The sequence below is a fragment of the Nodosilinea nodulosa PCC 7104 genome (assembly GCF_000309385.1).
GTDB classification, from domain to species: domain Bacteria; phylum Cyanobacteriota; class Cyanobacteriia; order Phormidesmidales; family Phormidesmidaceae; genus Nodosilinea; species Nodosilinea nodulosa.
In genome coordinates this window covers 2,030,966-2,051,953 of sequence record NZ_JH976537.1, presented here as the reverse complement: position 1 = coordinate 2,051,953, position 20,988 = coordinate 2,030,966, and the positions used below count along the sequence as shown (strand labels likewise).

24 protein-coding genes are annotated in these 20,988 nt (G+C 53.9%); 18 read left to right on the top strand and 6 right to left on the bottom strand.

Annotated features, from left to right (window positions below; translation table 11 throughout):
- Nucleotides 1–7 precede the first annotated feature (7 nt).
- The 9 genes from LEPTO7104_RS0109335 to LEPTO7104_RS0109295 all read left to right on the top strand — a co-directional run bounded on the left by LEPTO7104_RS0109335 (nt 8) and on the right by LEPTO7104_RS0109295 (nt 6,093).
- Nucleotides 8–424 (top strand): XisH family protein, encoded by a 417-nt coding sequence (locus LEPTO7104_RS0109335; protein ID WP_017298305.1) that lies wholly within the window; start codon nt 8–10, stop codon nt 422–424.
- Nucleotides 412–747 (top strand): XisI protein, encoded by a 336-nt coding sequence (locus tag LEPTO7104_RS0109330; protein WP_026072519.1) that lies wholly within the window; start codon nt 412–414, stop codon nt 745–747. The genes LEPTO7104_RS0109335 and LEPTO7104_RS0109330 overlap by 13 nt, the downstream gene beginning before the upstream one ends.
- 61 nt (nt 748–808) lie before the next feature.
- Nucleotides 809–1,510, top strand: coding sequence for a DUF4058 family protein (locus LEPTO7104_RS33310; RefSeq protein WP_017298303.1), 702 nt, complete (start codon nt 809–811; stop codon nt 1,508–1,510).
- 76 nt (nt 1,511–1,586) lie between these two features.
- Complete coding sequence (locus tag LEPTO7104_RS41180) at nt 1,587–1,757, top strand: hypothetical protein (RefSeq protein WP_017298302.1); 171 nt, start codon at nt 1,587–1,589, stop codon at nt 1,755–1,757.
- On the top strand, nt 1,754–3,829 hold the full coding sequence (locus tag LEPTO7104_RS0109315; RefSeq protein ID WP_017298301.1) for an AAA family ATPase: 2,076 nt from the start codon (nt 1,754–1,756) through the stop codon (nt 3,827–3,829). The genes LEPTO7104_RS41180 and LEPTO7104_RS0109315 overlap by 4 nt, the downstream gene beginning before the upstream one ends.
- A gap of 103 nt (nt 3,830–3,932) precedes the next feature.
- On the top strand, nt 3,933–4,127 hold the full coding sequence (locus LEPTO7104_RS0109310; RefSeq protein ID WP_026072518.1) for a hypothetical protein: 195 nt from the start codon (nt 3,933–3,935) through the stop codon (nt 4,125–4,127).
- A 53-nt stretch (nt 4,128–4,180) separates the two neighbouring features.
- Nucleotides 4,181–4,528 (top strand): DUF2281 domain-containing protein, encoded by a 348-nt coding sequence (locus LEPTO7104_RS41615; RefSeq protein ID WP_017298299.1) that lies wholly within the window; start codon nt 4,181–4,183, stop codon nt 4,526–4,528.
- A 129-nt stretch (nt 4,529–4,657) separates the two neighbouring features.
- Nucleotides 4,658–5,110: a DNA phosphorothioation-associated protein 4 gene (locus tag LEPTO7104_RS0109300; protein ID WP_017298298.1), complete on the top strand. Its 453-nt coding sequence runs from the start codon at nt 4,658–4,660 to the stop codon at nt 5,108–5,110.
- A 26-nt stretch (nt 5,111–5,136) separates the two neighbouring features.
- On the top strand, nt 5,137–6,093 hold the full coding sequence (locus tag LEPTO7104_RS0109295; protein ID WP_017298297.1) for an HNH endonuclease: 957 nt from the start codon (nt 5,137–5,139) through the stop codon (nt 6,091–6,093).
- 1 nt (nt 6,094) lies between these two features.
- On the opposite strand, the gene LEPTO7104_RS0109290 is transcribed toward LEPTO7104_RS0109295, so the two are convergent.
- Nucleotides 6,095–6,322, bottom strand: coding sequence for a helix-turn-helix transcriptional regulator (locus LEPTO7104_RS0109290; RefSeq protein ID WP_017298296.1), 228 nt, complete (start codon nt 6,320–6,322; stop codon nt 6,095–6,097).
- A gap of 107 nt (nt 6,323–6,429) precedes the next feature.
- Between LEPTO7104_RS0109290 and LEPTO7104_RS38090 the strand changes: the two genes are divergently transcribed.
- The 5 genes from LEPTO7104_RS38090 to dndD are packed head-to-tail and all read left to right on the top strand — an operon-like array spanning nt 6,430 to nt 10,982.
- Nucleotides 6,430–6,741: a hypothetical protein gene (locus tag LEPTO7104_RS38090; protein WP_071527374.1), complete on the top strand. Its 312-nt coding sequence runs from the start codon at nt 6,430–6,432 to the stop codon at nt 6,739–6,741.
- 14 nt (nt 6,742–6,755) lie between these two features.
- Nucleotides 6,756–8,372 (top strand): DNA phosphorothioation system sulfurtransferase DndC, encoded by a 1,617-nt coding sequence (gene dndC / locus LEPTO7104_RS0109280; RefSeq protein WP_017298294.1) that lies wholly within the window; start codon nt 6,756–6,758, stop codon nt 8,370–8,372.
- A gap of 44 nt (nt 8,373–8,416) precedes the next feature.
- Nucleotides 8,417–8,737 (top strand): nucleotidyltransferase domain-containing protein, encoded by a 321-nt coding sequence (locus LEPTO7104_RS0109275; protein ID WP_017298293.1) that lies wholly within the window; start codon nt 8,417–8,419, stop codon nt 8,735–8,737.
- Entirely contained in the window at nt 8,734–9,135 is a 402-nt protein-coding gene (locus LEPTO7104_RS0109270) for a HEPN domain-containing protein (protein ID WP_017298292.1), read from the top strand. Before LEPTO7104_RS0109275 ends, LEPTO7104_RS0109270 begins: the two co-directional genes overlap by 4 nt.
- Nucleotides 9,132–10,982, top strand: a complete 1,851-nt coding sequence (gene dndD, locus LEPTO7104_RS0109265; protein ID WP_017298291.1) for a DNA sulfur modification protein DndD — start codon at nt 9,132–9,134, stop codon at nt 10,980–10,982. Before LEPTO7104_RS0109270 ends, dndD begins: the two co-directional genes overlap by 4 nt.
- A gap of 6 nt (nt 10,983–10,988) precedes the next feature.
- Here the strand turns inward: dndD and LEPTO7104_RS0109260 are convergent, their stop codons facing one another.
- Complete coding sequence (locus LEPTO7104_RS0109260; RefSeq protein WP_083887169.1) at nt 10,989–11,741, bottom strand: IS1 family transposase; 753 nt, start codon at nt 11,739–11,741, stop codon at nt 10,989–10,991.
- A 217-nt stretch (nt 11,742–11,958) separates the two neighbouring features.
- On the opposite strand from LEPTO7104_RS0109260, the gene dndE reads away from it, so the two are divergent.
- Complete coding sequence (dndE, locus tag LEPTO7104_RS38085) at nt 11,959–12,363, top strand: DNA sulfur modification protein DndE (RefSeq protein ID WP_071527373.1); 405 nt, start codon at nt 11,959–11,961, stop codon at nt 12,361–12,363.
- Here dndE and LEPTO7104_RS0109255 read toward each other — a convergent pair.
- A complete protein-coding gene (locus tag LEPTO7104_RS0109255; RefSeq protein ID WP_017298289.1) occupies nt 12,341–13,816 on the bottom strand; it encodes a phosphoadenosine phosphosulfate reductase domain-containing protein in 1,476 nt (491 codons plus the stop codon). The genes dndE and LEPTO7104_RS0109255 overlap by 23 nt on opposite strands.
- Before the next feature lie 151 nt (nt 13,817–13,967).
- On the opposite strand from LEPTO7104_RS0109255, the gene LEPTO7104_RS0109250 reads away from it, so the two are divergent.
- The gene (locus LEPTO7104_RS0109250; protein ID WP_017298288.1) at nt 13,968–16,061 is read left to right on the top strand and encodes a DNA phosphorothioation-associated putative methyltransferase; all 2,094 of its coding nucleotides are present in this window, start codon (nt 13,968–13,970) and stop codon (nt 16,059–16,061) included.
- Nucleotides 16,054–16,572: a hypothetical protein gene (locus tag LEPTO7104_RS0109245; protein ID WP_017298287.1), complete on the top strand. Its 519-nt coding sequence runs from the start codon at nt 16,054–16,056 to the stop codon at nt 16,570–16,572. Before LEPTO7104_RS0109250 ends, LEPTO7104_RS0109245 begins: the two co-directional genes overlap by 8 nt.
- An 84-nt stretch (nt 16,573–16,656) precedes the next feature.
- Here LEPTO7104_RS0109245 and LEPTO7104_RS0109240 read toward each other — a convergent pair whose 3' ends face one another.
- Together LEPTO7104_RS0109240 and LEPTO7104_RS0109235 are read right to left on the bottom strand one after the other, a co-directional pair.
- Nucleotides 16,657–18,165 (bottom strand): Uma2 family endonuclease, encoded by a 1,509-nt coding sequence (locus tag LEPTO7104_RS0109240; RefSeq protein ID WP_017298286.1) that lies wholly within the window; start codon nt 18,163–18,165, stop codon nt 16,657–16,659.
- Nucleotides 18,166–18,254: 89 nt separating this feature from the next.
- A complete protein-coding gene (locus LEPTO7104_RS0109235) occupies nt 18,255–18,593 on the bottom strand; it encodes a hypothetical protein (protein WP_040696378.1) in 339 nt (112 codons plus the stop codon).
- Between the two features lie 71 nt (nt 18,594–18,664).
- Between LEPTO7104_RS0109235 and LEPTO7104_RS36850 the strand changes: the two genes are divergently transcribed.
- Nucleotides 18,665–20,068, top strand: a complete 1,404-nt coding sequence (locus LEPTO7104_RS36850; RefSeq protein ID WP_017298284.1) for a Uma2 family endonuclease — start codon at nt 18,665–18,667, stop codon at nt 20,066–20,068.
- Here the strand turns inward: LEPTO7104_RS36850 and LEPTO7104_RS0109225 are convergent.
- A complete protein-coding gene (locus LEPTO7104_RS0109225) occupies nt 20,063–20,638 on the bottom strand; it encodes a hypothetical protein (RefSeq protein ID WP_026072516.1) in 576 nt (191 codons plus the stop codon). The genes LEPTO7104_RS36850 and LEPTO7104_RS0109225 overlap by 6 nt on opposite strands.
- Between the last annotated feature and the right edge of the window lie 350 nt (nt 20,639–20,988).

Here is a 20,988-nt window from a genome sequence, read left to right as displayed (position 1 = left end):
GACTTCCATGGCAGCCAGAGATTTATTCCATGAAGCTGTTAAACGGGGGTTAAAAAAAGAGCAGTGGCGCATTTCCAGTGATCCATTAGAGCTGGAGTGGGAAGAAGTTAAGGTCAAAATTGACTTAGCTGCGGAGCGTTTGATTGCGGCTGAGCGCGGAGAAGATAAAATTGCTGTCGAGGTTAAAAGCTTTATCAGTCCATCGCCAATTAGCGACTTCCATACAGCGCTGGGGCAGTTTCTTAACTATAGAATTATGTTAGAGGTCAAGGAAGCTGACCGCCAGCTATACCTAGCCGTACCACTAGAAATCTACGATACCTTTTTCCAAAGCCGCTTTGCACAGACTGCTATAGAACGGCATCAGCTACGAATAATCGTTTATAACCCAGTCCTAGAGGAAATTGTTCAGTGGATAAATTAGCTCACTATCGTCAGGCTATCCAAACTCTTTTAGAGCGGCATAGCCAGCATGGATCAACCGATCAAGACATCGAGAATGCACTCTTTTTTGATCCTGCCCATGACCGCTACCAATTAATGCGTGTCGGCTGGCGAGGGCTGCACCGCATTTATCACACTGTGCTCCATTTCGATATCAAAGACGGTAAGATTTGGCTTCAGCAAAACACAACCGATATTGATGTTGGCCAAGAGCTAGTCGAGATGGGTATTTCTAAGGAGGACATCGTTTTAGGGTTGCACCCAGCTTATAAACGCCCCTATACCGGCTATGGGGTAGCTTAACGCCCTGCCAAGAACTGCAGCCGTTACCATAGAGACGTCGTCCGAGCGGCCGGGATAGCCTATGCGATCGCCCTTTCCAGGCATGAACCCCTACCTTGAAAATCCTGAGCTTTGGTCGTCTATCCACAGCCGGTTGATTGTGGCGATCGCTGACGATCTGGTGGATCATCTCAGTGAGAAGTACCGGGTTGAGATTGAAAAGCGCACCTACTTTTTCAGCGATGAAGACTCGGTTTTAGTCGGCATTCCAGACGTTGCCGTGGTGACCCACCAGCGCCCTCAGGACTCTACTGCCACCGCCACCTTCGTACCGACCGTGCAGCCCGAACAGGTCAGAGTGCCGATGGCAGAGGAAGTGACGGAACGCTATCTCGAAATTCGCGAGGTGGCTACAGGAACCGTTGTCACCGTGCTTGAGCTGCTGTCGCCCAAAAACAAGCGCCCTGGAGAGGGGCGAGTAGCCTACCTGCGGAAACGCAATCAGATTTTGGCCAGCTCCTCACACCTGGTGGAAATCGGCCTACTGCGCGGCGGGCAGCCTCTCCCGATGTCGGGGGAACAGCCCGGCCACTACCGAATTTTGGTATCGAAAGGCGATCGCCGCCCCCTGGCCAATCTATACCGCTTTAACCTCCAGCAGCCTATTCCCCCCATTCCCATACCGCTGATGGCCAACGAGCCAGAACCGATTCTGGCGCTACAGCCCTTGCTACAGTACATCTACGAAAAAGGGCGGTACGCTATGGCCATTGACTACAGATAGCCCCCTCTACCGCCCTTATCTCAGGAGGATGGGGCCTGGGTCGCAGAACAGGTACACACCAGGGAAGCCGGTTCCGATGAGTAAACTGACCGCTAAAGACGTTCACCAGCCGATCGACACTGCCCCAGCCGAGGTGCGACAGATTATTCAGCAGGTGCTCGAAATTGAGAAAGATCGGCTCGATCGCAACGAGCGCGGCCTGGTCAATGCCGATATTTTGCGGATTGTGAAGGAAGCAGTGCAATGAAGCTGTTGAGCCTCAAACTCTACAATTTTCGCCCTTTCTATGGCGAGCACGGGCTGAGCTTTGCCAAGACCAGCGACCGCAATATCACCGTTATTCACGGCAACAATGGCTCGGGCAAAACCGCCCTGCTCAACGCCTTTACCTGGGCGCTGTACGAGCGCTTTACCGCTGCCCTGGCCTCCCCCGATCAGCTGGTGAACCGGCGGGCGCTGGCGGAGGCGGGGGATCTGGAGCCGGTAAGCTGCTGGGTTGAGGTGGCCTTTGACCACGACGGCAAACAGTATCGGGTGCGGCGATCGTGCCAGGCCACCAAGCGGGGGGAGGCGGTCACCCAGTCGGCCAGCGAGGTAGCGATGCAGTTTGTGGGCGACGATGGCCGCTGGTCTACCCTGCCCGCCTCGAAAAATCCTGACGATGTGGTGGGGCGGATGCTGCCCAAGAGCCTGCACCAGTATTTTTTCTTTGACGGCGAGCGCATCGAGCAGCTGGTGCGCACCGACAACCGGGCCGAGATCGCCGAGGCCACCCAAAAGCTGCTGGGGGTGAAGGTGCTCGACAACGCCATCAAGCACCTGAATGCCGCCCGCAAAACCCTAGAAGATGAGCTCTCAGGCATTGGCGATGCCGAGACCAAGAGCCTGCTGGCCCAGCGTCGCGAGAAGGAAGCCACCCACGACGCCCTGGAAACCCGACAGACCGAGATCGACCAGGAGCTGGCCCACCAGTCCACCCTGAAGCAGGAGTACAGCCTGCGCCTGCGCGAGTCGGGGGAGTTTGAGTCGCTCCAGCGGCGGATGGATCAGCTCACCGAGCAGGAGCGAGAACTGCGCGATCGCCTGCAAGACGCCAAAAAGGTGCTTAAGCAGGCGATCTCCAACCGGGGCTACACGGTGTTTTTGCCCTCGGTGATCGACAAATTTCGGGCGATCGTGCGAGACAAGGAAGAAAAGGGGCAGCTCCCCGCCGATGTGAAGCCCAAATTTGTGCAGGAATTGCTGGAAATGCAGCGCTGCATCTGCGGTATGGAGTTGCACCCCGGCACGCCCCACCGCGAGGCGGTAGAAGCCTGGCTGCAAAAGACCGGGCTGGCTGATGTGCAATCGACGGTCTACCGGCTGGAGGGCTGGGTGAACCAGCAGGAAGACCAGCAGGAGGACTTTTGGCGCGAGGTCGACCAGGAGCAGGCCACCATTAACCACTGCAAGCAAAAGCTCTCGCAGATCGAGATTGACCTCGAAGACCTGCGCGATCAGCTGCGCACCAGCCCCCGCGAAGATATTCGCCAATTGCAGGAGCGCATTGACGAGGTCGATCGCACCAGTGAGCGCCTGATTTTAGAAAAGGGCCGCAACCAGGAGCGGATTGCCCTGCTGGCCACTGAGATTAGCCAATTGCGGAAACAGGTGCGCGATCGCAAGCAAAACCAGAGCAAGCAGCAGCTGGCGGTGAAGCGCATTGAGGCGGCCCAGGATGCGATCGATCGCCTGAAGGAACTGAAGCAAAACCAAGACGTTCTCTTTCGCCAGGAGCTGCAAGATACCCTCAGTGCCCTTTACAGCGAGATTTCTTTCAAGGCCTACATTCCCCGCATTAGCGAGAAGTACGAGCTAAACCTGGTGGAGCGGGTGGGCAACCAGGAGGTACTGGTGGGAGCCTCGACCGGGGAAAACCAGATTCTCAGTCTGTCGTTTATTGGCAGCGTGGTGGAGCGCATTCGCCAGTGGAGCGAAAACAAGCTGGTGATGGGGCCAGACAGCAGCACGTTCCCGCTGGTGATGGATTCGCCCTTTGGCAGCCTGGATGAGATCTACCGGCGGCAGGTATCTAAGCTGCTGCCGGGGCTGGCCGATCAGTTAATTGTGATGGCCAGCCCGACCCAGTGGCGTGGTGAGGTGGAAGAGGAAATGCTGCCCCGCGTGGGGCGAGAATATGTGCTGGTCTACAATTCTCCCAGGGATGACCTTCAGGGCGATACGACGATGCGCCTAGGCAGCGAAACTTACCCGCTGATTCGCCAAAGCCCCGATGAGTTTGAGTTCACCGAAATTGTGGAGGTGCATCGCCATGGCTGAGCAAACAACAGTCAATGATTTTTTGCGACATTCTGTTAATGTTGCCACCCCTTAACACTCCATAAGCACATCGGAGATTAGGATCCATAGGAGAGACGGGAAAATGACTGTTAGAGACTCAATACTACGTGAATTGGATAAAACACCGGAAGATGTTTTGACAATGGTGCTCTCGTTTATTCAATTCTTGAATTCAACTCAGGCTCAGGAGACGTTTGAAACAGCTTTGTTGAGCGAATCTTCGCTAGCCAAAGATTGGCTTTTGCCAGAAGAGGAGGATGCTTGGCAACATTTGTAAGACTTTGTAAGGGGTGATTTGATAGTGGTGTCGTTTATTCAGTGGATGTTGCAATGACGAACAGAGAATTAATACTGCAAGAACTAGAGCAAACACCAGAGCCTATTTTGGAAGAAGTGCTTGATTTTTTGCGCTATCTGAAGCAAAAGAATAGGCAAACAAAAAATATTCGAGTCATATCTGGCGATCAAGAATCAATGGTTTCTCTTGAAGATGCCTCAAGGTCTGAGGCGCTAGGGGAGATGTTTTCGTCACAATACTTTCTTAGCCCAGTTTCACAAATTCAGCGTGAGCTGAAGGAGGCTTTAGCGGCAAGTGGCTATAAATCGAAGGAGCAAGTTGTTGAACTTGTGCAGGAAGTAAAGCGAGAAATGTGGCATGAACAACACGTTAATCACTAAGTCATGCCAGATTCCATAGAAAAATTCGGATTGTGAAGAATAAGGCGAAGTTGGTGAGAGCACTAAGGGATGAGAGTAATGTGAATCTTTAATTTTCGCTGACATAGAAATTTTTATTGATTAACTAAGATGGCGCTGGCAAGGGTTCATTTTGCAGAGGATAAGGCAGAACTGGTGCGGAATTTGCGCTCAGGCGATGGCGCAAGCGGGCCTTTCCGCACCTATGCAGACATTGTAATTTTTGCTGCTGCGCTAGGATTCCAAAATTCACGACGAGTCTCGCTGGGCAACTATTCTAGAAAAGACCCGGATGCCGTTCTTCAAGAGCAGATTCGCAGCATTGAACTCATTAAGTTGATTGCTTTGGCTCATACTGGAGATCCAGAAATCTTGTGCGATGACGAAGTGCATGACTATATACGAGTCGAAATTTTTGAGCAATATGTAAATGGTGGCCTAGAGATTTTGGCTGCTGAGTTAAGCGGTAGCGTAGACTATTCAGATCAAATTCTCCTGTTACTGAAGCTGAAAAAACAAACTCAGAAGGCTAATACAGACTTTGATCTATCAAAATTTCTATAGGCTGAGGAGAACGCCGCCTAAGCCCTATGGAAAAGAACTTTTTGTTCTATGCTAAAAAATTTGCAAAGCTACGGGTAGATAAGGCCCGTGGTGTTGCCCCCCACAAGCCGATCTTGCTGCTGACGGTGCTGGATTTATTTGAGAAAGGCTACATTGGCCGCAATGAGATTTATCTGTCGCCAGAACTGACGGCGAATTTTCTCAAGTTTTGGCATCGGTTTGTGGCCAGTGATCATCACTCGAACATTGCCCTGCCGTTTTTTCACCTGACAGGGGATAAGTTTTGGCACCTGATGTCAAATCCTGGGTTTGAAGCAGCGATTCAGGCAAGAGCAAAATTCCGGACACTTCCTCTGCTGAGGTCAGCAGTAAAATATGCATACCTTGACAACGAACTTTTTCAACTTCTACAAGATGAAAGGCATCGCAATGAATTAACCAATATTTTAATTCGGGCATGGTTTCCGCAAAATGTGTCTGAAATTGAAGAGGCATTCAAATATGACGAATTTGAAGCCATTCAACAATCCTTGTTTGACTCGGGCGGTTCTATCTACAGCATTGAAGAATTAAAAAATGAAGATCAGATTTTCGCTCGAAACGGAGCTTTTCGGCGGAACATCACTAGACTCTACGATCAGCGTTGTGCGTTTTGTAAAATGCGCGTTGTAAGTCAGGATGGTCAGAATCTAGTTGATGGAGCACATATCCAACCGTTTTCGGAGTTTCGTAGCGATCTTTTTGTCAATGGTTTAGCATTGTGCAAAAATCACCACTGGGCCTTCGACCATGGCTGGTTTGGAATTAGTGAGAGCTACCGGATCGTTATTCCAGAAAACCGATTTATTGAGGAACCACCAAAGGCATCTCTCAAAATTGAAGATTTTCATACTGAGGAAATTCTGCTGCCTAACGATCAACGCTATCTGCCAAGCTTGGAAGCTTTAGAGTGGCACCGCCAAAACTGGGAAATCGCCATTTAGGCTAAGTTTCGTCGCCAAGATAAGCATCTGTAAATGCCTTCGCTGCATCAGGATTAAGAGACTTGAGCGCCCTGACAATCTCAACGACCGTCTCAGCCGTCGGATCACGCTTCTCATTGACCCAGCGGTAAACGTTGTTGCGTTCCACATCCATAGCCACAGCCAAGCCAAACTGGCTAATGCCGTAATCCTCTAAAACCTGCTTGAGCGCTTTGCCTGCTTTTCCCATGCGTTCATGGTTTCAGAGTTTCTGCCATCCAGACACATCCTAGTGGTTGACGGTCAACCTTTAGGCAGGATAGACTGCCTTGCAACGTCCTAGTGGTTGACAAGACTATGCAAGACCAAGCACCCACAGCCCGCTACAGTGCCCGCATCCTCAACCCCGAATCGTCTGGCCCAGTTCACCTCGAACTCACTCTCAAACTCCACAGCTACCCCCATCCAGACCGCGAACCCGTCAAAATCCTTGTCATTGCTAGCAAGGAGTCTGTCAGCTCCATCGTCGTCGCTCTGCATCAGCTCGGCTTTGCCGAAATTTTCGAGTGGACAGATTTCCTCAGCGCTCCCAATGCCGATAGGCCATTGCAGTTCCAGCCCCATGAGGTAATGAAAGCACTGGTGAAATACATGCCAAGGAGTGAGTGAACCTGCTCTGGCAAATGGAGGTTCCCTTGCCCGTTCTCGTTTTTCCTAGCTTCGCAACACCTTCGCCCCAGCGAACAGTTCCTGAGCTGATTGAGCATATTCGAGCCTTAACCGCCGAAATTCAGGAACTCTACCGCCTAAACTCCCTGCCCTGGGTGATTGGCTACTCGGGCGGCAAAGACAGCACCTGCGTAGTGCAACTGGTATGGAACGCCCTCGCCGCCCTGCCGCCCGACCAGCTCACCAAACCCGTCTACATCTGTTCTACCGATACCCTGGTCGAAAACCCCATCGTAGCCGCCTGGGTGCGCCAGTCCCTAGATCGCATCAATACCACCGCCCCAGCCCAGGGGCTACCCTTCGAAGCGCACCTGCTCCAGCCCGAGGTCAAAGACACCTTTTGGGTCAACCTCATCGGTAAAGGGTATCCGGCCCCGCGCCACATGTTTCGCTGGTGTACCGAGCGGCTTAAAATTTGGCCCGCCAACCGCTTTATTAAAGACGTCGTGCGGGCCAATGGCGAAGTGCTGCTGGTGCTGGGCACCCGCAAGGCCGAAAGCCCCCGCCGCGCCAATGTTATGGCTCAGCACGTCGTCGGCAACGTGGGCGACCACCTGCCCCACAGCCAGGTGCAATCGCTGCTGTACCGGGGCAACCTGCCCAACACCCTGATCTACAGCCCCATCGAAGACTGGCGCGATGACGAAGTGTGGCTGTACCTGATGCAGTACGCCAACCCCTGGGGCTACAGCAACAAAGCCCTGTTTGAGATGTATCAGGGGGCCACCCCCGACAACGAATGTGCCTTTGTGGTCGATGGCTCGACCCCGAGCTGCGGCGACTCGCGTTTTGGCTGCTGGGTCTGCACCCTGGTCAGCCGCGATCGCTCTATGGAAGCGATGATTCTTAACGACGACGAAAAAGCCTGGATGCAGCCCCTGCTCGACCTCCGCAACGAACTGGATGTCTACAACGACCACGATCGCCGCGACTTTCGCCGCATGTCGGGCAAAGTGCAGCTCTTTCAGCGCCATAGCACTAACGAAACCCTGCCCATCCCCGGCCCCTACACCCGCGTTTGGCGCGAAAAGTGGCTCAAAAAACTGCTCACCGCTCAGAAAACTGCCCGCGCCCAGGCCCCCGAGGGCATGAACGATATCACCCTGATCACCCCTGCCGAACTTAGCGAAATTCGCCGCATCTGGCGCGAAGATAAACACGAGTTTGATGACTCGCTGCCTCGCATTTACCGCAAAGCGACTGGGGAAATCTTCAAAGACCCCCGCCCTGGGGCCGACCAAAGCCAATTGGGCAGCGACGAATGGAGCGTGCTGGCCGACCTCTGCCAGGACGACCCCATGCACCTAGAACTGATGACCAAACTGCTCGACACCGAGCGGCAGTACGCCACCATGGGCCGCCGAGTCGGCATCTTTGAGGCGCTGGAAAAATGCTTTGACAGCAGCTCGCGATCGCGCGATGATGCGATCGCCCAAGCCTACCACCGCCACGACCTCAAAACCGCCGCCGCCGAGGGCGATGTCGAGCAGGTCAAAGCCCTGGCCGAGTGGGGGGCCATCCGGTTCGCCGCCCCTCCCAGGGCCGCAGAGCCCGAGGCAGACTACAGCTAGGATAAAATGAAGGTGCCGTTGATCTTGGAACTCTATACCCGACTATGATGTCAAGCCATGATCAAAGCATATTAATAGAGTTTGCTGACAAAATTCGCGAGCGATTTCCCCAGTCCAGCATTTGGGCTTTTGGCTCACGGGCCAGAGGGGAGGCCGAACCCGAATCAGACCTAGACGTATGCGTTGTGGTTGAAGAGTTAGATCGAAAAATCTGGAAAGAAATTAGCTACGTTGCTTGGGACGTTGGCTTTAGCCATGATGTTGTTATTACTACTGTGAAATACTCGCGCCAGCAGTTTGACAGTAGGCTCTATGCAGCCAGTCCTCTAATCAGTAATATCCTTAAAGAAGGTATTGTAGCTTGAGCTATTCGCAAGAAGATACCGCTGCTTTAGTGCAGTCACGACTTCAGCAAGCACAAAAAGCTTTGGAAGCAGGTGCATTGCTGTTTGAGCAAAATTTTTATGCTGATTCAATAAATCGTTTTTACTATGCTATGTTTTACGCTGTTTTGGCATTGTTAGTATCTCGTCAGTTGGGCACATCAAAGCATAAAGGAGCTATTTCTCTCTTTGATCGCGAGTTTGTTAAAACCGGTATCTTTAGCAAGCAGATGTCCATAGGTCTACATTTTGCCTTTGAGCAGCGTTTAGAAGCTGATTATGCCGATCTGGTTGATTCATCCATAGACGATGCTAGAGAGTGCTATTCCTACGCTGAAGATTTTCTGAGCCAAGTAACAGAGTATCTGCAAGGCTCATGATTCTGCTAGAGCTGGTTCTGCAAAACTTTGGCCCCTATCGGGGACGGCAGGTACTGGATCTAAGGCCCGGTGCCGCTGATTGTCCCATCATCCTCATTGGCGGCATGAATGGGGGCGGCAAAACCACCCTGCTCGATGCCCTGCGGCTGGCACTGTACGGGGGGCGATCGCAGTGCTCCACCCGACGCGGCCTCAGCTATGGCGATTTTCTTAGCCAGTGCGTTCACTATGCAGCCCCTGATGACGCGATCGCGGGCGTTGAACTGGCCTTTGAGTACATCCTCAACGGCATTCCCAAAACCATTCGGGTGCAGCGCACCTGGAGCCGCCAACCCAAGGGCGGCAAAGACACATTGGATGTTTCCGTCGATGACTGGGCTGACGATGTGCTGGTTCAAACCTGGGATGAATGGATTGAGACCGTCTTGCCCCTGGGCATTTCGAGTCTTTTCCTCTTTGATGGCGAGCAAATCAAAGAACTAGCCGAACAGGCTATTCCCCCAGCCCCGGTGGTGGAAGCCATTCGCGCCATGCTAGGTCTAGAACTGGCCGATCGCCTAGCTCTAGATCTAGATGTGCTCACCCAGCGCAAACAAAAGTCTCTCGCTAATACCCAAGAGCTCCACGACCTAGAAAAAATTGAACACCGCCTTGCCGAGCAAAAAGCTACCCAGGAGGCCGCAGCAACCCGCCTTGAACAACTCAAAATGCAAGTCGAGCAGGCGACTACCAACCTCCAAACCGCTGAAGCCAACTTTAGAACCAAAGGGGGAGATATTGCCAGCGATCGCCCTCAGCTAGAGGCCAAGCTCGCCTCCTTACAACAAACCGCCGACGATATCCGTAACCAGCTCTGCCACCAGGCCGCCGCCGAGCTGCCCCTGCTGCTGATTCAGCCCCTGCTGCAAAAAGCCCAGGCCCAGGGCCAAAAAGAGCTGCGCCGCCAGCAGATTGAAATGTCTCAAGACCTGATTGCCGAGCGCGATCAAAAGCTGCTGGATATCTTGGCGACAGCTGGGCTGAGTTCCGCACAGATACAGTCTGTCCAAGCCTTTTTAACCCAGGAAAACACGTCCTTAGAGCAGACCATTCAATCTAGCGATGTTTGGCTAGGGGCAGATGCTAACGCTATCAACCACCTCACACTGCTACTAAATACGCTGCTGCCTAACCAGCAGCAAACCGCTCAAAATCAACTCAAAGCCCTTGAGCAAACCTTAACCAGCCTTGATAACACTGAGCGCTTGCTGGCCAAAGCTGCTTCGCCAGAGGTCTATGCCCAACTCAAAGCTGATATTGCGATCGCCCAGACCAATCTCGATGTTTTGCAAGAACAGTCAAGCGTGTTTGAAAAGAAATGCGACGAGCTAGAAAAAGAAATTATTTCTACTCATAAAGAACTAACTAAATACAGTGACCAGATTTTGAATCGGCAGGCGATCGCTCATTTCCTAAGTACCGTTGCCAAAGCCCAAGCTACCCTAGTTCAGTTTCGCCAAAACCTAACCCTTCGCAAACTCGCTGATCTTGAAACCAGTATTCGCGATTGTTTTCTTTACCTACTCCACAAAAATAATCTGGTGCAGCAAATCGATATTGATCCAGAGACGTTTAGCTTATCTCTCTACGGTGACGAAGGTAAACTAATCCCAAAACAGCGGATCTCGGCAGGGGAGAAGCAAATTTTGGCGGTTGCTATTTTGTGGGGGTTGGCCAGAGCATCGGGGCGACGACTGCCGATTGCGATCGATACACCGCTTGGTAGACTCGACTCGTCTCACCGTGAAAACTTAGTCGAGCGATACTTCCCCGATGCTAGCCACCAGGTGATTTTACTCTCTAGGTAGTGCACTTTAGTGCAGGCCAGAGGAAAAGACGAGGTCACCTTGCTCTGCGAGCTTCTGTCTGATTTGGCGATTGTAGTCATGGATGAACAGCCAGATCGCCCCGATATGGTTCTTGAGCTTCTTGGAGAACGACAGGGTCTTCCTCACCAGTCGGGCAATTCGCTGCCTCAGGGTGTTGTTCAGGCGCTCGATATAACTCGTCAAGCCGCTGTCTTTGCCCACGGCCTCATGCCGTTTGCTCGGAATCACCGTGACGTAGGCCTCCCAGAAGTCAGTGTAGACCTTGGCGCATTGTCGATAGACCGCTGGGATGGACTGCCATAAGGCGATGGCCGACTCCCGAGAGCGGTCACCGATGTGGCAACCAATAATTTCTCGGGTCTTGGCATCCATGGCCAACCAGACCCATTGTTTATTGCCTTTATGACCGACAAAAGACCACAATTCATCCATCTGCACCGCTAGCGGGCCTTTGGGCTTGGGAATGACCGCCGCCGTTTGGGGAACCGCCTCATAGACGGCATTGGCATGACCTTGAAGCCAACTCTCTGACACCGCCGTGGCCCTCGCAATGCCCGCCAGCGGGATCTTCTCCTGTAACAGCCGATTCACCAGTGCCTTCGTCTCCTTCGGCTTCGGTCGCCATTGCGGATCTTCGACGAATTGACGTCCACAGTCCCGGCACTTGTAGTTTTGCTTCCCTCGGTGGCTAGTGCCGTTCTTGGAGATGTCATGAGACCCACAGGTCGGACAGGTCATCTCAATCGTCATGGGGCCGACTTCCTTGTCCTCGTGATGGTATCGCCTGATTTTCCTCTTTCCCGTGCACTAATGCACTACCACTCTCTACAGATACTGAAATTGGCCAAACTGAAGCTGCTGCCCTCCGCACCAACAACGTCATCGCCCAAGAGTTTATGCTGGTGTATGATGCAGCCAATCGTCAAACCCAAGTTAAAGCGGGGTACTTCTGGTGATAGAACCGCCGGTTGAGCGCGTGCGAGTCTCTGAATCTGCAAAAGACCAACTCACTAAACTTAAACGCATCACCAAAATTGATCAGTGGAATATTCTCTGCCGCTGGGCCTTTTGTTGTTCTTTAGCAGAGCCATCCAAGCCGTCTTTAGTGATGTTTACGACCGATAGCAATATAGAGATGACCTGGCAGGTGTTTGGGGGTGCGATCGCAGATGAGCTAACACTTGCTCTCAAGCAGCGCTGTCATGACGACCACTTAGATAGCAATCGAGAAACCCTAGCTCAACAATTTCGCTTGCACTTGCATAGGGGAATTGGCTATCTTGCCAGCAATTCCGATCTAAAGAGTGTCGGAAGTCTTGTGTCTCTTGCTGTGAGAGCTAGTTCTGGTGATGTTCAGTGAACCTTATACTATCTTTCAAAGTGTAATAGCCGGGCGCGGTCATTACAAAATACTTCTTCAACTTTTTGGCATAGTTTAGATCTAAATTTTCGCAGTGCCGTCTTACAACACTCCGCACAACTTGAACTGGATCATAGGCCGAAAATCGATAGTTGTCGGTCTCTAGTAGTGTTTGATAAATTTGTTGAGCTGTCATTGGCTCAGGGCGCGATCGCAATAGATCAATAATTACTTCTGGCAAAGACTGCTCCTTTCCACGCAAAAATATTGGCTGAACACTGCCATCTGAGCTGATTTTTGGAAGTAGCTGATCACCCGTGGGCTCAGTGCCATCCCATCGTTCGGGCCAGGTGTTTGCTGCAATAAGATCTTCAATACGCTGCAGCTCTTGCTCGTTGATAAGGCTGATTTCCGGCTTGTTTAGGGCTTTAGCAGCTTGATTAACGTCTGCTTCTATATTCTGAATTGCCTCCAGCAAAAACCGTCGAGCTTGCATATGCAAAGGCCCCAACCTCCCTTGCTTGCTCGATAATTCACCACCGATATTGGTTTCCCCGTGCTTCCGTAAGCGGTACTGGGGCTTCTTGACCTCCCAATACAGCGGGCGCAGCTGCCGCAATGGGGCCAGATAAGCCCACTTAGGGTTCGCTAAAACTCTTTCTAGAGCTGCATCTTCCTCAACCAGGGGGCAGCCAATACAGCCCGTGCGGGCATTGATCGACTCCGTTTCGCCCAGGTCATCTTGCGGGTCGTGGCCGTAGACCTCGGCAATATCAAAGGTGGGGTAGCCCAGCTCCACATCGGCCTGCACCAGCCAGTCCCATACGTGGCAGACCCGCCAGTGCAGCAGCGGGGCCAGGGTATCGGCCACGGCGTTAGAGGTCGTCTGCTGAAACCAGCCCTGGCCGCACTCGCCGCCGTCGCGGCTACAGCTCATGGCAATGCGCTGATCGCGGGCGGCAGATTCGCCCACCCGCACCCCCGTGAGCATGAGAAACTTTTCGCCTCGCTCTTGACGCAGGATCTCTAGCTCCCGCTCCATACTCATCACCTTCAGCTTGGGCGTACACCAACGGAATGTATTCGACGGCGGCGGCACACCGCGCCCCAACATATAGACAAAGTAGCGGTGGTCGAGCTTGGGCAGCACTACCCGAGTGTCAAAGCCCCGTTCCTTGAGTTTGTCGAGCAGCGCCATGGCGGCATTGTGCAGCGGCGGCAGCTCTTGGCGAGTATCGGCATAGAGCACCGTAATACTCGCGGGCCGAGGCACCAGCCCCTTCTCGATTAAATCGGCAACTAATGTAACGGTGGCTGAAGAATCTTTGCCGCCCGAGAACGCGATCGCCCAATGCTTATACAAAGAACCATAGTGGCGCAACGACTCTGCCGATAGCTCAATGCTGCGGTCAAGGGAGAGGCGATCATTCTCAAATAGGCTGAGCGTTCTCATTCAGGCCAAGCATTACAGCAGCAACAGACATTAAGTAGCGTCATTCTAACGGCAAAGGGATACCGGGGCGCTAGATGTAGTCTTTTCTTTTTCAATCGGGTGATTTAGGGCCGGGAATGTCAGTTAGGGATGTCATACAAGTGTACTAAAAATGGCTCAGAGTGTTGATGTCGCGCTGCAACCCGCTGCCTGCCTGCCCCAAGCAGAGCTAGTTAAGCACTGCCAGGGCAGCCCCATCGGCAAATGCCTGCCCAATGCGTTCTACATTCACCAATCGGCCCTGCCATCTCTAGCTGATGCCCTGCGGCATCAAGAACATTGCGCCCGCAACCTGCTGAAAAAGGAACTGCCCTTCACCCTGGTCAAGTTTCACTTCGACCAGCCCAAACTCTCTTACCTTTACTACCCCGAGTTCGACACCGAACCCCACCCCCTGCTCCGCACCAGCACTATTGTCGACTGGGCCACGGGCACCGTCGAAACCCGCAACTACAGCGACGCCCCTAACCCACCGCTGCTCCACCGCAAAGAAACCTTTGTTGCGGCTGACTATCCCCACTACACCTGCTTCGCCCATCTGACCCAGCAGCAGGTCGCCATGGGTCTGCTCGATAACTCCCGCGAAATTGGCACCCAGCTCAACTGGGAACGCCGCCTGGCTCAGCAGGGCATCGAAATCCATAATCACGCCCTGGCTTGCCCCATCCAGTCAGCTCAGCAGGCCAAGCCGAAGATTCAGCGGCATAGGGCGGCGATCGCCCGCGTTACCGCCTCTAAACCCGTCCGCCTCGCCGTGGAAGCCGGACTCTTCCCCGCCGACACTACCTACTTCGACTACGGCTGCGGCCATGGGGCCGATATCGAATACATCCACCGCCTGGGCCTCACCAGCTCCGGCTGGGATCCCCACTTTCGCCCTGATATTTCTCACGCCTCAGCTGATGTAGTGAGCCTGGGCTATGTGATCAACGTCATCGAAGACACCGCTGAGCGGCGAGAAGCACTGATCAACGCCTGGGGTCTGGCCCAGAAGGTACTGATCGTTGCCGCTCAAGTATTAATTGATGATCGCACTCGAGGCGTCATTGCCTACGGCGACGGCATCATCACCAGCCGCAACACGTTTCAAAAATACTACGAGCAGGAAGAACTCAAAGCCTACATCGACCAGGTGCTTGGGGTAGACGCCATCCCCATTGCTCTGGGCATCTACTTTATCTTTCGTGACGAAGCCCAGGCTGAAGCCTTCCGCGCCTCCCGGTTCCGCTCCCGCGCGACGGCCCCCCGCATCCGCCTCAAAGTCAGCAAGTTTGAGGAATACCGCGATCGCCTCCAGCCCCTGATGGATTTCTACACCGATCGCGGTCGCCTACCCACGGTCGAGGAACTGGGCAACGACACCCTAGCTCCCCTCCAGGAGACCTTTGGCAGCATTCGGCGGGCATTTACCGTGGTGCTACAAGCGACGGATGCTGGGGAATGGGATGCGATCGCCGACAAACGCCGCAATGACCTGCTGGTCTACCTAGCCCTCAGTCAATTTGGCAATCGCCCCAAGTTCAAAGACCTCTCGCCCTCGGTGCAGGCCGATATTAAAGCCCTGTTCGGCAGCTACCAGCAAGCCTGCACCGCCGCAGACCTGATGCTCATGACCCTGGGCCGCACGGAGATGATCGAGCAGCGCTGTCGGAAGAGTGCGATCGGGCAGCAGCGGCCTAACTCTCTGTGGGTGCATGTGTCGGCGATAGACCAGCTCGACCCGCTGCTGCGGCTTTACGAAGGGTGTGCATCCCGCACTATTGGACGCCCCGAGGAAGCCACAGTGGTCAAGTTCCACGTTCAGAAGCCACAGATTACCTATTTAGCCTTTCCTGGATTCGACAAAGAGCCGCACCCGGCATTGAAAACCAGCATGGCGATCGCCCTTCAGGATCTCTACGTTCGTTACCGCGACTACGATGCCGATAACCCACCCTTGCTCCACCAAAAAGACCAAACCCTCGCTCCTGATTATCTGAACTACGCTAAGTTCGCCAAGCTCAGCCAGCAAGAACAAAAGTGGGGCCTCCTCGGTGATGTGAAGGCAATTTTTGATCGCCGGGGTTGGGAGAAGTACTTGCTGGAGCATGGGGCCGAACTGCAAGGGCACCGAGTCGTATGGCGCAAGGATGCCAGCGACGAGCAGAAGCAGCAAGTACAATCCAGGCTCCGGTCGCAAGTAGTCAGGGAGAGTGCTGATGCTTGAGGTGGAGAAAATTGAGGCGATTGCTCAAGCCAACACACCTCAAGAGCTGATGGCGGCCCTGGTGTGGCAGCGCCGGTTCAACGAGTTCGATGGGCCAGAGGTAATCACCGACTTGGCACAGCAACCCCATCTGTGGAAAAGCTTCCTATTTACTAAGTCCATCTACGCCCCCGACCGAGATGGCCTCAGCTTCAACGGTGTGCTGGAAACGCTTCTGGCCATGGCCAATTACCGCCCCATGCGCGAAACTAGCCTCATGCATTTTGTCCCCTACCCCGCGGATACGCTATATCTGCTGGCCGAAAACCAAGACCTGACAGTGGCCCAACTGATGGATTTAGGCAAGAAATGGCGGGCCGATGTTGTCGATGTCTATGGCGGGAATGTCCCCCAAGGTGAGGAAGATGGGGAGTTTCGCGAATACTTTGCCATACGTCTCAAAGGTGGCCTTCGCGGCAAGACCTTTGGTGACAAATTTGACGCCGTCCTCATCTGCTACTGGTGGGACTAGCCGCTGAGGCCCAAGGGCGCTTGCGCGTCGGTGTACTCTGCTCGGTCAAGGCCCAGATCATCCGCCTATGCTGAGGGCCATAGGTTATTCCTCCTCCTTCCAGTGAAACACCATACGCTCTTGGGGCCGAGGGCCGCAGGGCTGCCAATCCCCCTCTAACACCTGCATTCGCTGAGAGCTTTCCTCCCACTCCCCTGGTAACGCCCATGCCGCTGCAATCAACTCAAGTGACGGCTTCTCCGGCAGGGATTGCCACAATTGCCACAGTTTCACCCCCTCCGGCACATCCCAAATCACCAGCTGAATTCGAGACCAGACATTGAGCGGTGCCTCCCTCACCAGGGAACCTGTCACTCCTACCCCCTTTGCCCCATGCTCTTCCCTCAGTTGGCGAGCAATGGCTCTAGCGTGCTGCCACCACTGCTCTCTCCGTTGAGCATCCTGCTGCTGTTCTCGTTCGACCCGTCGCAGCACCCGCACCCACTCATAGCCCGGCATCAGCCGAACTGTTTCCACTAGTCCAAGACTCATCAACAGCATTGCGATCGCATTTCGAGTACCCGTCTCGCCCCCCACCAGCGGAAACGGCAGCCCTTCCAGCTTCGCCTCTGGACACCAGGAAATAAACTCCTCCACGGTAATGGGGTGAGGCTCCAGGTCTACCTGCGGTCGAAACGGAATGCTCCCATAGCCCAGTTCCGCACCTGGCTCCCGCCGCAACTCCCAATGACGAGCTTGAGGCGCACTGGTAAACACCGACAGCGTTTGATTGTAAGGAGACACCTGCTCATCAAACGACAGCCAAAAAATCTCGGGGCTAAAGCTCAGGTGTTCCACCCCTCGATAGCAGCCATCCGCATCCAGATGCCCCGGCTGATAGCCCTCCGGCGTCCACCACCAGAACGTGAATTCTCGCCCCACCGGATCAACCACCCAGTAGTGAGGAACCTGCCCCTGCTCGTAAAGCCTGCGCCGTTCCTGAATATCCAGCTCGCGACGCTCTGGCAGGCTGATTTCAATCACCAAGTGGGCCGGTATCTCGACGTAGTAGTCGTGGAAGCACTCCGTCGCCAGTTGCTCGGCAGTTACCATCAGAATATCTGGCGTCAAAACATCCTGCCCCAGCAACAAGCCATAATTCGGCCCGGCACAGGTGCCCAAATGGGCTCGCCCCACTGCCGCCGTCAATGCCTGTCGCAAGTGGTCCCGCACCCAGCGGTGCTCCCCCATGTAATGCGAGCCCAGCAATGGTTCAAACTCTCCCTGAACAGCCGACGCCAGGGGTAAAGACTCGGCCCACAGTAGCCATTTTTCCAACGACTGGCAAGAAACCCCATGGGCCAGCCGCAGCGCCTCCCACCACAGTTCCACCGGAGCAAAGGCAATGGCCGCCTCCAGCCCCCAACCCTTCAATGCTTCTCTGAGCAACCAACGGCTCCCCGCCAGGGTGCCCCCGACCAGAAACTGTCCGTTGATCAGCTCCAGGCGAAATTCTGGCCACTCCCAGAACTGCATCTCAATGCTCTGGGAGGCCCACCGCTTCTGTAGTTCGTCCTGAAACGATTGGTCAGACGGCTCGTTGGCAGCACTCATGGTTCATCTCCTCAAGGATTATGCCCCTGAGCATTGGGCTTTCACAGCAATGAGAGCACCCAGGCTCAATTCGGTCGGCGATCGATTTATCAGGCTCTGCGGGCAGCAAAGCGGGATCGATCCCCGTAATGTAGCTTGATGCTCCCTTCTACTTCATCGGTTGACTTTAACCTCAACCAACCGCTACCAGAGGCTTCATCACACTCATCATTGCCCTCCCAGGTGAATTCGAACCGCTCAGTGTCGCCATCGCTGACAAATTCACCATCAAGCCCCCCGGAAACCAGGCCAAATTGAAAATCTCCAGTCCCACCTTGATTTACCGTGATGTAGGCCTGCACCTCCATGTTGAAATAGTCCTCACCCCATTGTTCCATTTCGTAAATGTGCCATGTTCCAGCGATGGCTGTCGTCTTCTTTTTCGGCATGATCCATTCCTTCAACCGGTAATGCTTTCATTAGAGTAGTGTTTAAAACTCAGCGAAGGCTTTGTAAAGCCATGGTTCTCTATCCGCCAACCTCCGAACTGTTTGACAACTGGATCAACAACAAACCTGAGAGCAAGCTAGAGCTGATCGACGGTCAGCTGGTCGTGGGCAACTCCCCAATCGGGAGTCGGCTCTTGCTGAGGCAGATTTTACAGGGTAGGCGGGCAGAGGCTGCGATCGCACTAGCCCCCATCGAAATCTGGCTCCAGGCCCTTGCCACAAGCTATGAAATCACCCTTCCTCAAACGAGTTCTCACCTTGAAATACTCAATCATCTGGAGGAGCAGGTCGCTGACGTTGAGTTCATTGCGGAAGACCTGCAAGCCGGTCGGGCTGAGAAAACCTGGGCGCATCACCGCCTTCAGCAGCAGTTGTCAGTAGATTCATTTCGGCTGGCGAATCAGGCGGGGTGCGAATCTCTGGGGCGAGACTTTGTCATGCGCCTGGGCGATAACGGCTTCACCCCAGATCTTGTCTTTTACAAAAGCCATGGACTCAATCAGCTCTTTTCCTATTTCTTGAGTGGCCCAGCAGAATTGGTGATTGAAATTCTGATGCCGGGTCATGAAGCAGCTGACCGCAGCACCAAATTCAGCTATTACCAAGCAGCAGGTGTCCCAGACTATTGGATCATTGATCCTGAGAGTCAGCAGGTCGAGTTCTACCGACTCGTAGACCATCAGTATCAACGCCATCAGCCCGACAGCGATGGTCACTACCACCCCACAAGCGTTCCTGGATTGGCTTTTCGACCCGATGCCCTCTGGCAAGAGACTGAGGACTACAATCCCCTGGAGCCCAAGACATTCAAGGTGGAGCAGCCCGTGGAAGGCTTTCAGCGGGTTCACGCCGAGGAAGGCCCCCGGTGGGGCTCCCTGCTGTTTATCCCCAACATTCAGCTATCGCCTGTGCCCATCGCTTTTGAAGAGTACATTAGCTGGTGTCCGAGGGCAAAATTTGAGTTTATAGAAGGTAAACCGCTGATCGGCTCGACCCCAGGCACCCGAAATGTTTTAGCCATGTTGCTCATGACCTTTGGTCTGGAGAGTGCGGTCAAACTGCTGCCTCCCCAGGCCTGGATTGAGGGATTGCAACAGCGTCTGGAGTGGGAACAGCACGACGCGGAGCGTAAAGCCGAATGGTGGCAGCTGGCCCGTCAGGCGGCGCAACGGCTGCGGACCCACTTCGACCTCGGACGATTGGGAGTGATCGGCGATCTGACCATGCCTCAGCCGTTGAACTACTGGTCAGACATTACCCTGGTCTACTGGGAAAAATTTGATGAATCGTGGAAAGCTTTCGATGTACTGCGGGATATTAACCCGGACTACCGCATCGACCTGCTCAGGTTTCAGCCAGAGTGGCTTACGGCGGATCAGCTCTGGCAAATTGAGCGGCATTTGATCGAGTTATGACCAATCAGGACGGTACCGCGCTGGTGTTCCCCGGTCGGTGAACGCCCAAATATCGCGCTTGTGCTGGGGGCCATAGCTGATGTGGATGGGGCGATCGCTGCCATAAAAATACAGCGAATCAAACGGCAGTCCCTGGGCCACAATCCAATCCACCAGGGTATCGCTGGGCAAGTCGAGGATACGAAAATCGCAGGCAGCACCGAGGCGATCGCAGTAATACCGCCCATTTCGATTCTTCTCATGGGCCATGTGCTGATCCAGGCTAGGGGTAGCGATGCCGTGCTTCTTCCCCGTCAGCGGGTCTTTTTTTGCCAGCCACCGCTTCAGATCCACCGAGCAAAAGCCGTAGGTGAGCAGAAAGCGTTGGCGCAGCCTCTCCGTAGGAGAATCGCGCCCAAATTCATCAATCACCGGGTCTATGATGTGTTGACACAGCGCCTTCAGAGCTGGCAGCGTCTCCCCTAGATTCTTTGGGAACGGGTCAATCTGGTCGGCATACCTGGAATAGGTTTGCGTACAGGTGCAGAACTCCTTCAGCGTCAAATACTTGCCCAGTCGTCTGGTTTCCATCGGTTCGCAATTTACTGGGCTCCCAGCCTGGAGCCTAGCCACTTACCCCTTACCCTACCCCTTCATGCTCCCTACCAGCGATAGAAAAATTAATCCAGGGCGCTTTTAAGGACGGGGCTACTATTGGGGTAAATGCACTCGGCTGAAAGTACTGCAAATTCATGGTTTATAGAGATTTGCAAAACCTCAAAACCTCCAGCCTCGGTTCAAATTCGGGTGTCGCCTTTAGGTAAACCGCTAGATTTAGCCCCCAGAGGCCCTTTCAGACGACGAGTACAGCACTTCAGTGTTGCTACATGGCGATTAATAACTTTAAGGTGGGCCAGACACTGCTAGACCTGGAGTTTGAT

Coding starts and splice junctions, on each gene's coding strand:
- LEPTO7104_RS41615 (WP_017298299.1), top strand. CDS start 4,181: ATGACGAACAGAGAATTAATACTGCAAGAACTAGAGCAAACACCAGAG.
- LEPTO7104_RS0109255 (WP_017298289.1), bottom strand. CDS start 13,816: ATGAGAACGCTCAGCCTATTTGAGAATGATCGCCTCTCCCTTGACCGC.
- LEPTO7104_RS0109335 (WP_017298305.1), top strand. CDS start 8: ATGGCAGCCAGAGATTTATTCCATGAAGCTGTTAAACGGGGGTTAAAA.
- dndD (WP_017298291.1), top strand. CDS start 9,132: ATGATTCTGCTAGAGCTGGTTCTGCAAAACTTTGGCCCCTATCGGGGA.
- LEPTO7104_RS0109225 (WP_026072516.1), bottom strand. CDS start 20,638: ATGGAAACCAGACGACTGGGCAAGTATTTGACGCTGAAGGAGTTCTGC.
- LEPTO7104_RS0109315 (WP_017298301.1), top strand. CDS start 1,754: ATGAAGCTGTTGAGCCTCAAACTCTACAATTTTCGCCCTTTCTATGGC.
- dndC (WP_017298294.1), top strand. CDS start 6,756: ATGGAGGTTCCCTTGCCCGTTCTCGTTTTTCCTAGCTTCGCAACACCT.
- LEPTO7104_RS0109295 (WP_017298297.1), top strand. CDS start 5,137: ATGGAAAAGAACTTTTTGTTCTATGCTAAAAAATTTGCAAAGCTACGG.
- LEPTO7104_RS33310 (WP_017298303.1), top strand. CDS start 809: ATGCGATCGCCCTTTCCAGGCATGAACCCCTACCTTGAAAATCCTGAG.
- LEPTO7104_RS38090 (WP_071527374.1), top strand. CDS start 6,430: ATGCAAGACCAAGCACCCACAGCCCGCTACAGTGCCCGCATCCTCAAC.
- LEPTO7104_RS41180 (WP_017298302.1), top strand. CDS start 1,587: ATGAGTAAACTGACCGCTAAAGACGTTCACCAGCCGATCGACACTGCC.
- LEPTO7104_RS36850 (WP_017298284.1), top strand. CDS start 18,665: ATGGTTCTCTATCCGCCAACCTCCGAACTGTTTGACAACTGGATCAAC.
- LEPTO7104_RS0109300 (WP_017298298.1), top strand. CDS start 4,658: ATGGCGCTGGCAAGGGTTCATTTTGCAGAGGATAAGGCAGAACTGGTG.
- LEPTO7104_RS0109240 (WP_017298286.1), bottom strand. CDS start 18,165: ATGAGTGCTGCCAACGAGCCGTCTGACCAATCGTTTCAGGACGAACTA.
- LEPTO7104_RS0109290 (WP_017298296.1), bottom strand. CDS start 6,322: ATGGGAAAAGCAGGCAAAGCGCTCAAGCAGGTTTTAGAGGATTACGGC.
- LEPTO7104_RS0109245 (WP_017298287.1), top strand. CDS start 16,054: ATGCTTGAGGTGGAGAAAATTGAGGCGATTGCTCAAGCCAACACACCT.
- LEPTO7104_RS0109235 (WP_040696378.1), bottom strand. CDS start 18,593: ATGCCGAAAAAGAAGACGACAGCCATCGCTGGAACATGGCACATTTAC.
- LEPTO7104_RS0109250 (WP_017298288.1), top strand. CDS start 13,968: ATGGCTCAGAGTGTTGATGTCGCGCTGCAACCCGCTGCCTGCCTGCCC.
- LEPTO7104_RS0109310 (WP_026072518.1), top strand. CDS start 3,933: ATGACTGTTAGAGACTCAATACTACGTGAATTGGATAAAACACCGGAA.
- LEPTO7104_RS0109260 (WP_083887169.1), bottom strand. CDS start 11,741: ATGACCTGTCCGACCTGTGGGTCTCATGACATCTCCAAGAACGGCACT.
- LEPTO7104_RS0109275 (WP_017298293.1), top strand. CDS start 8,417: ATGATGTCAAGCCATGATCAAAGCATATTAATAGAGTTTGCTGACAAA.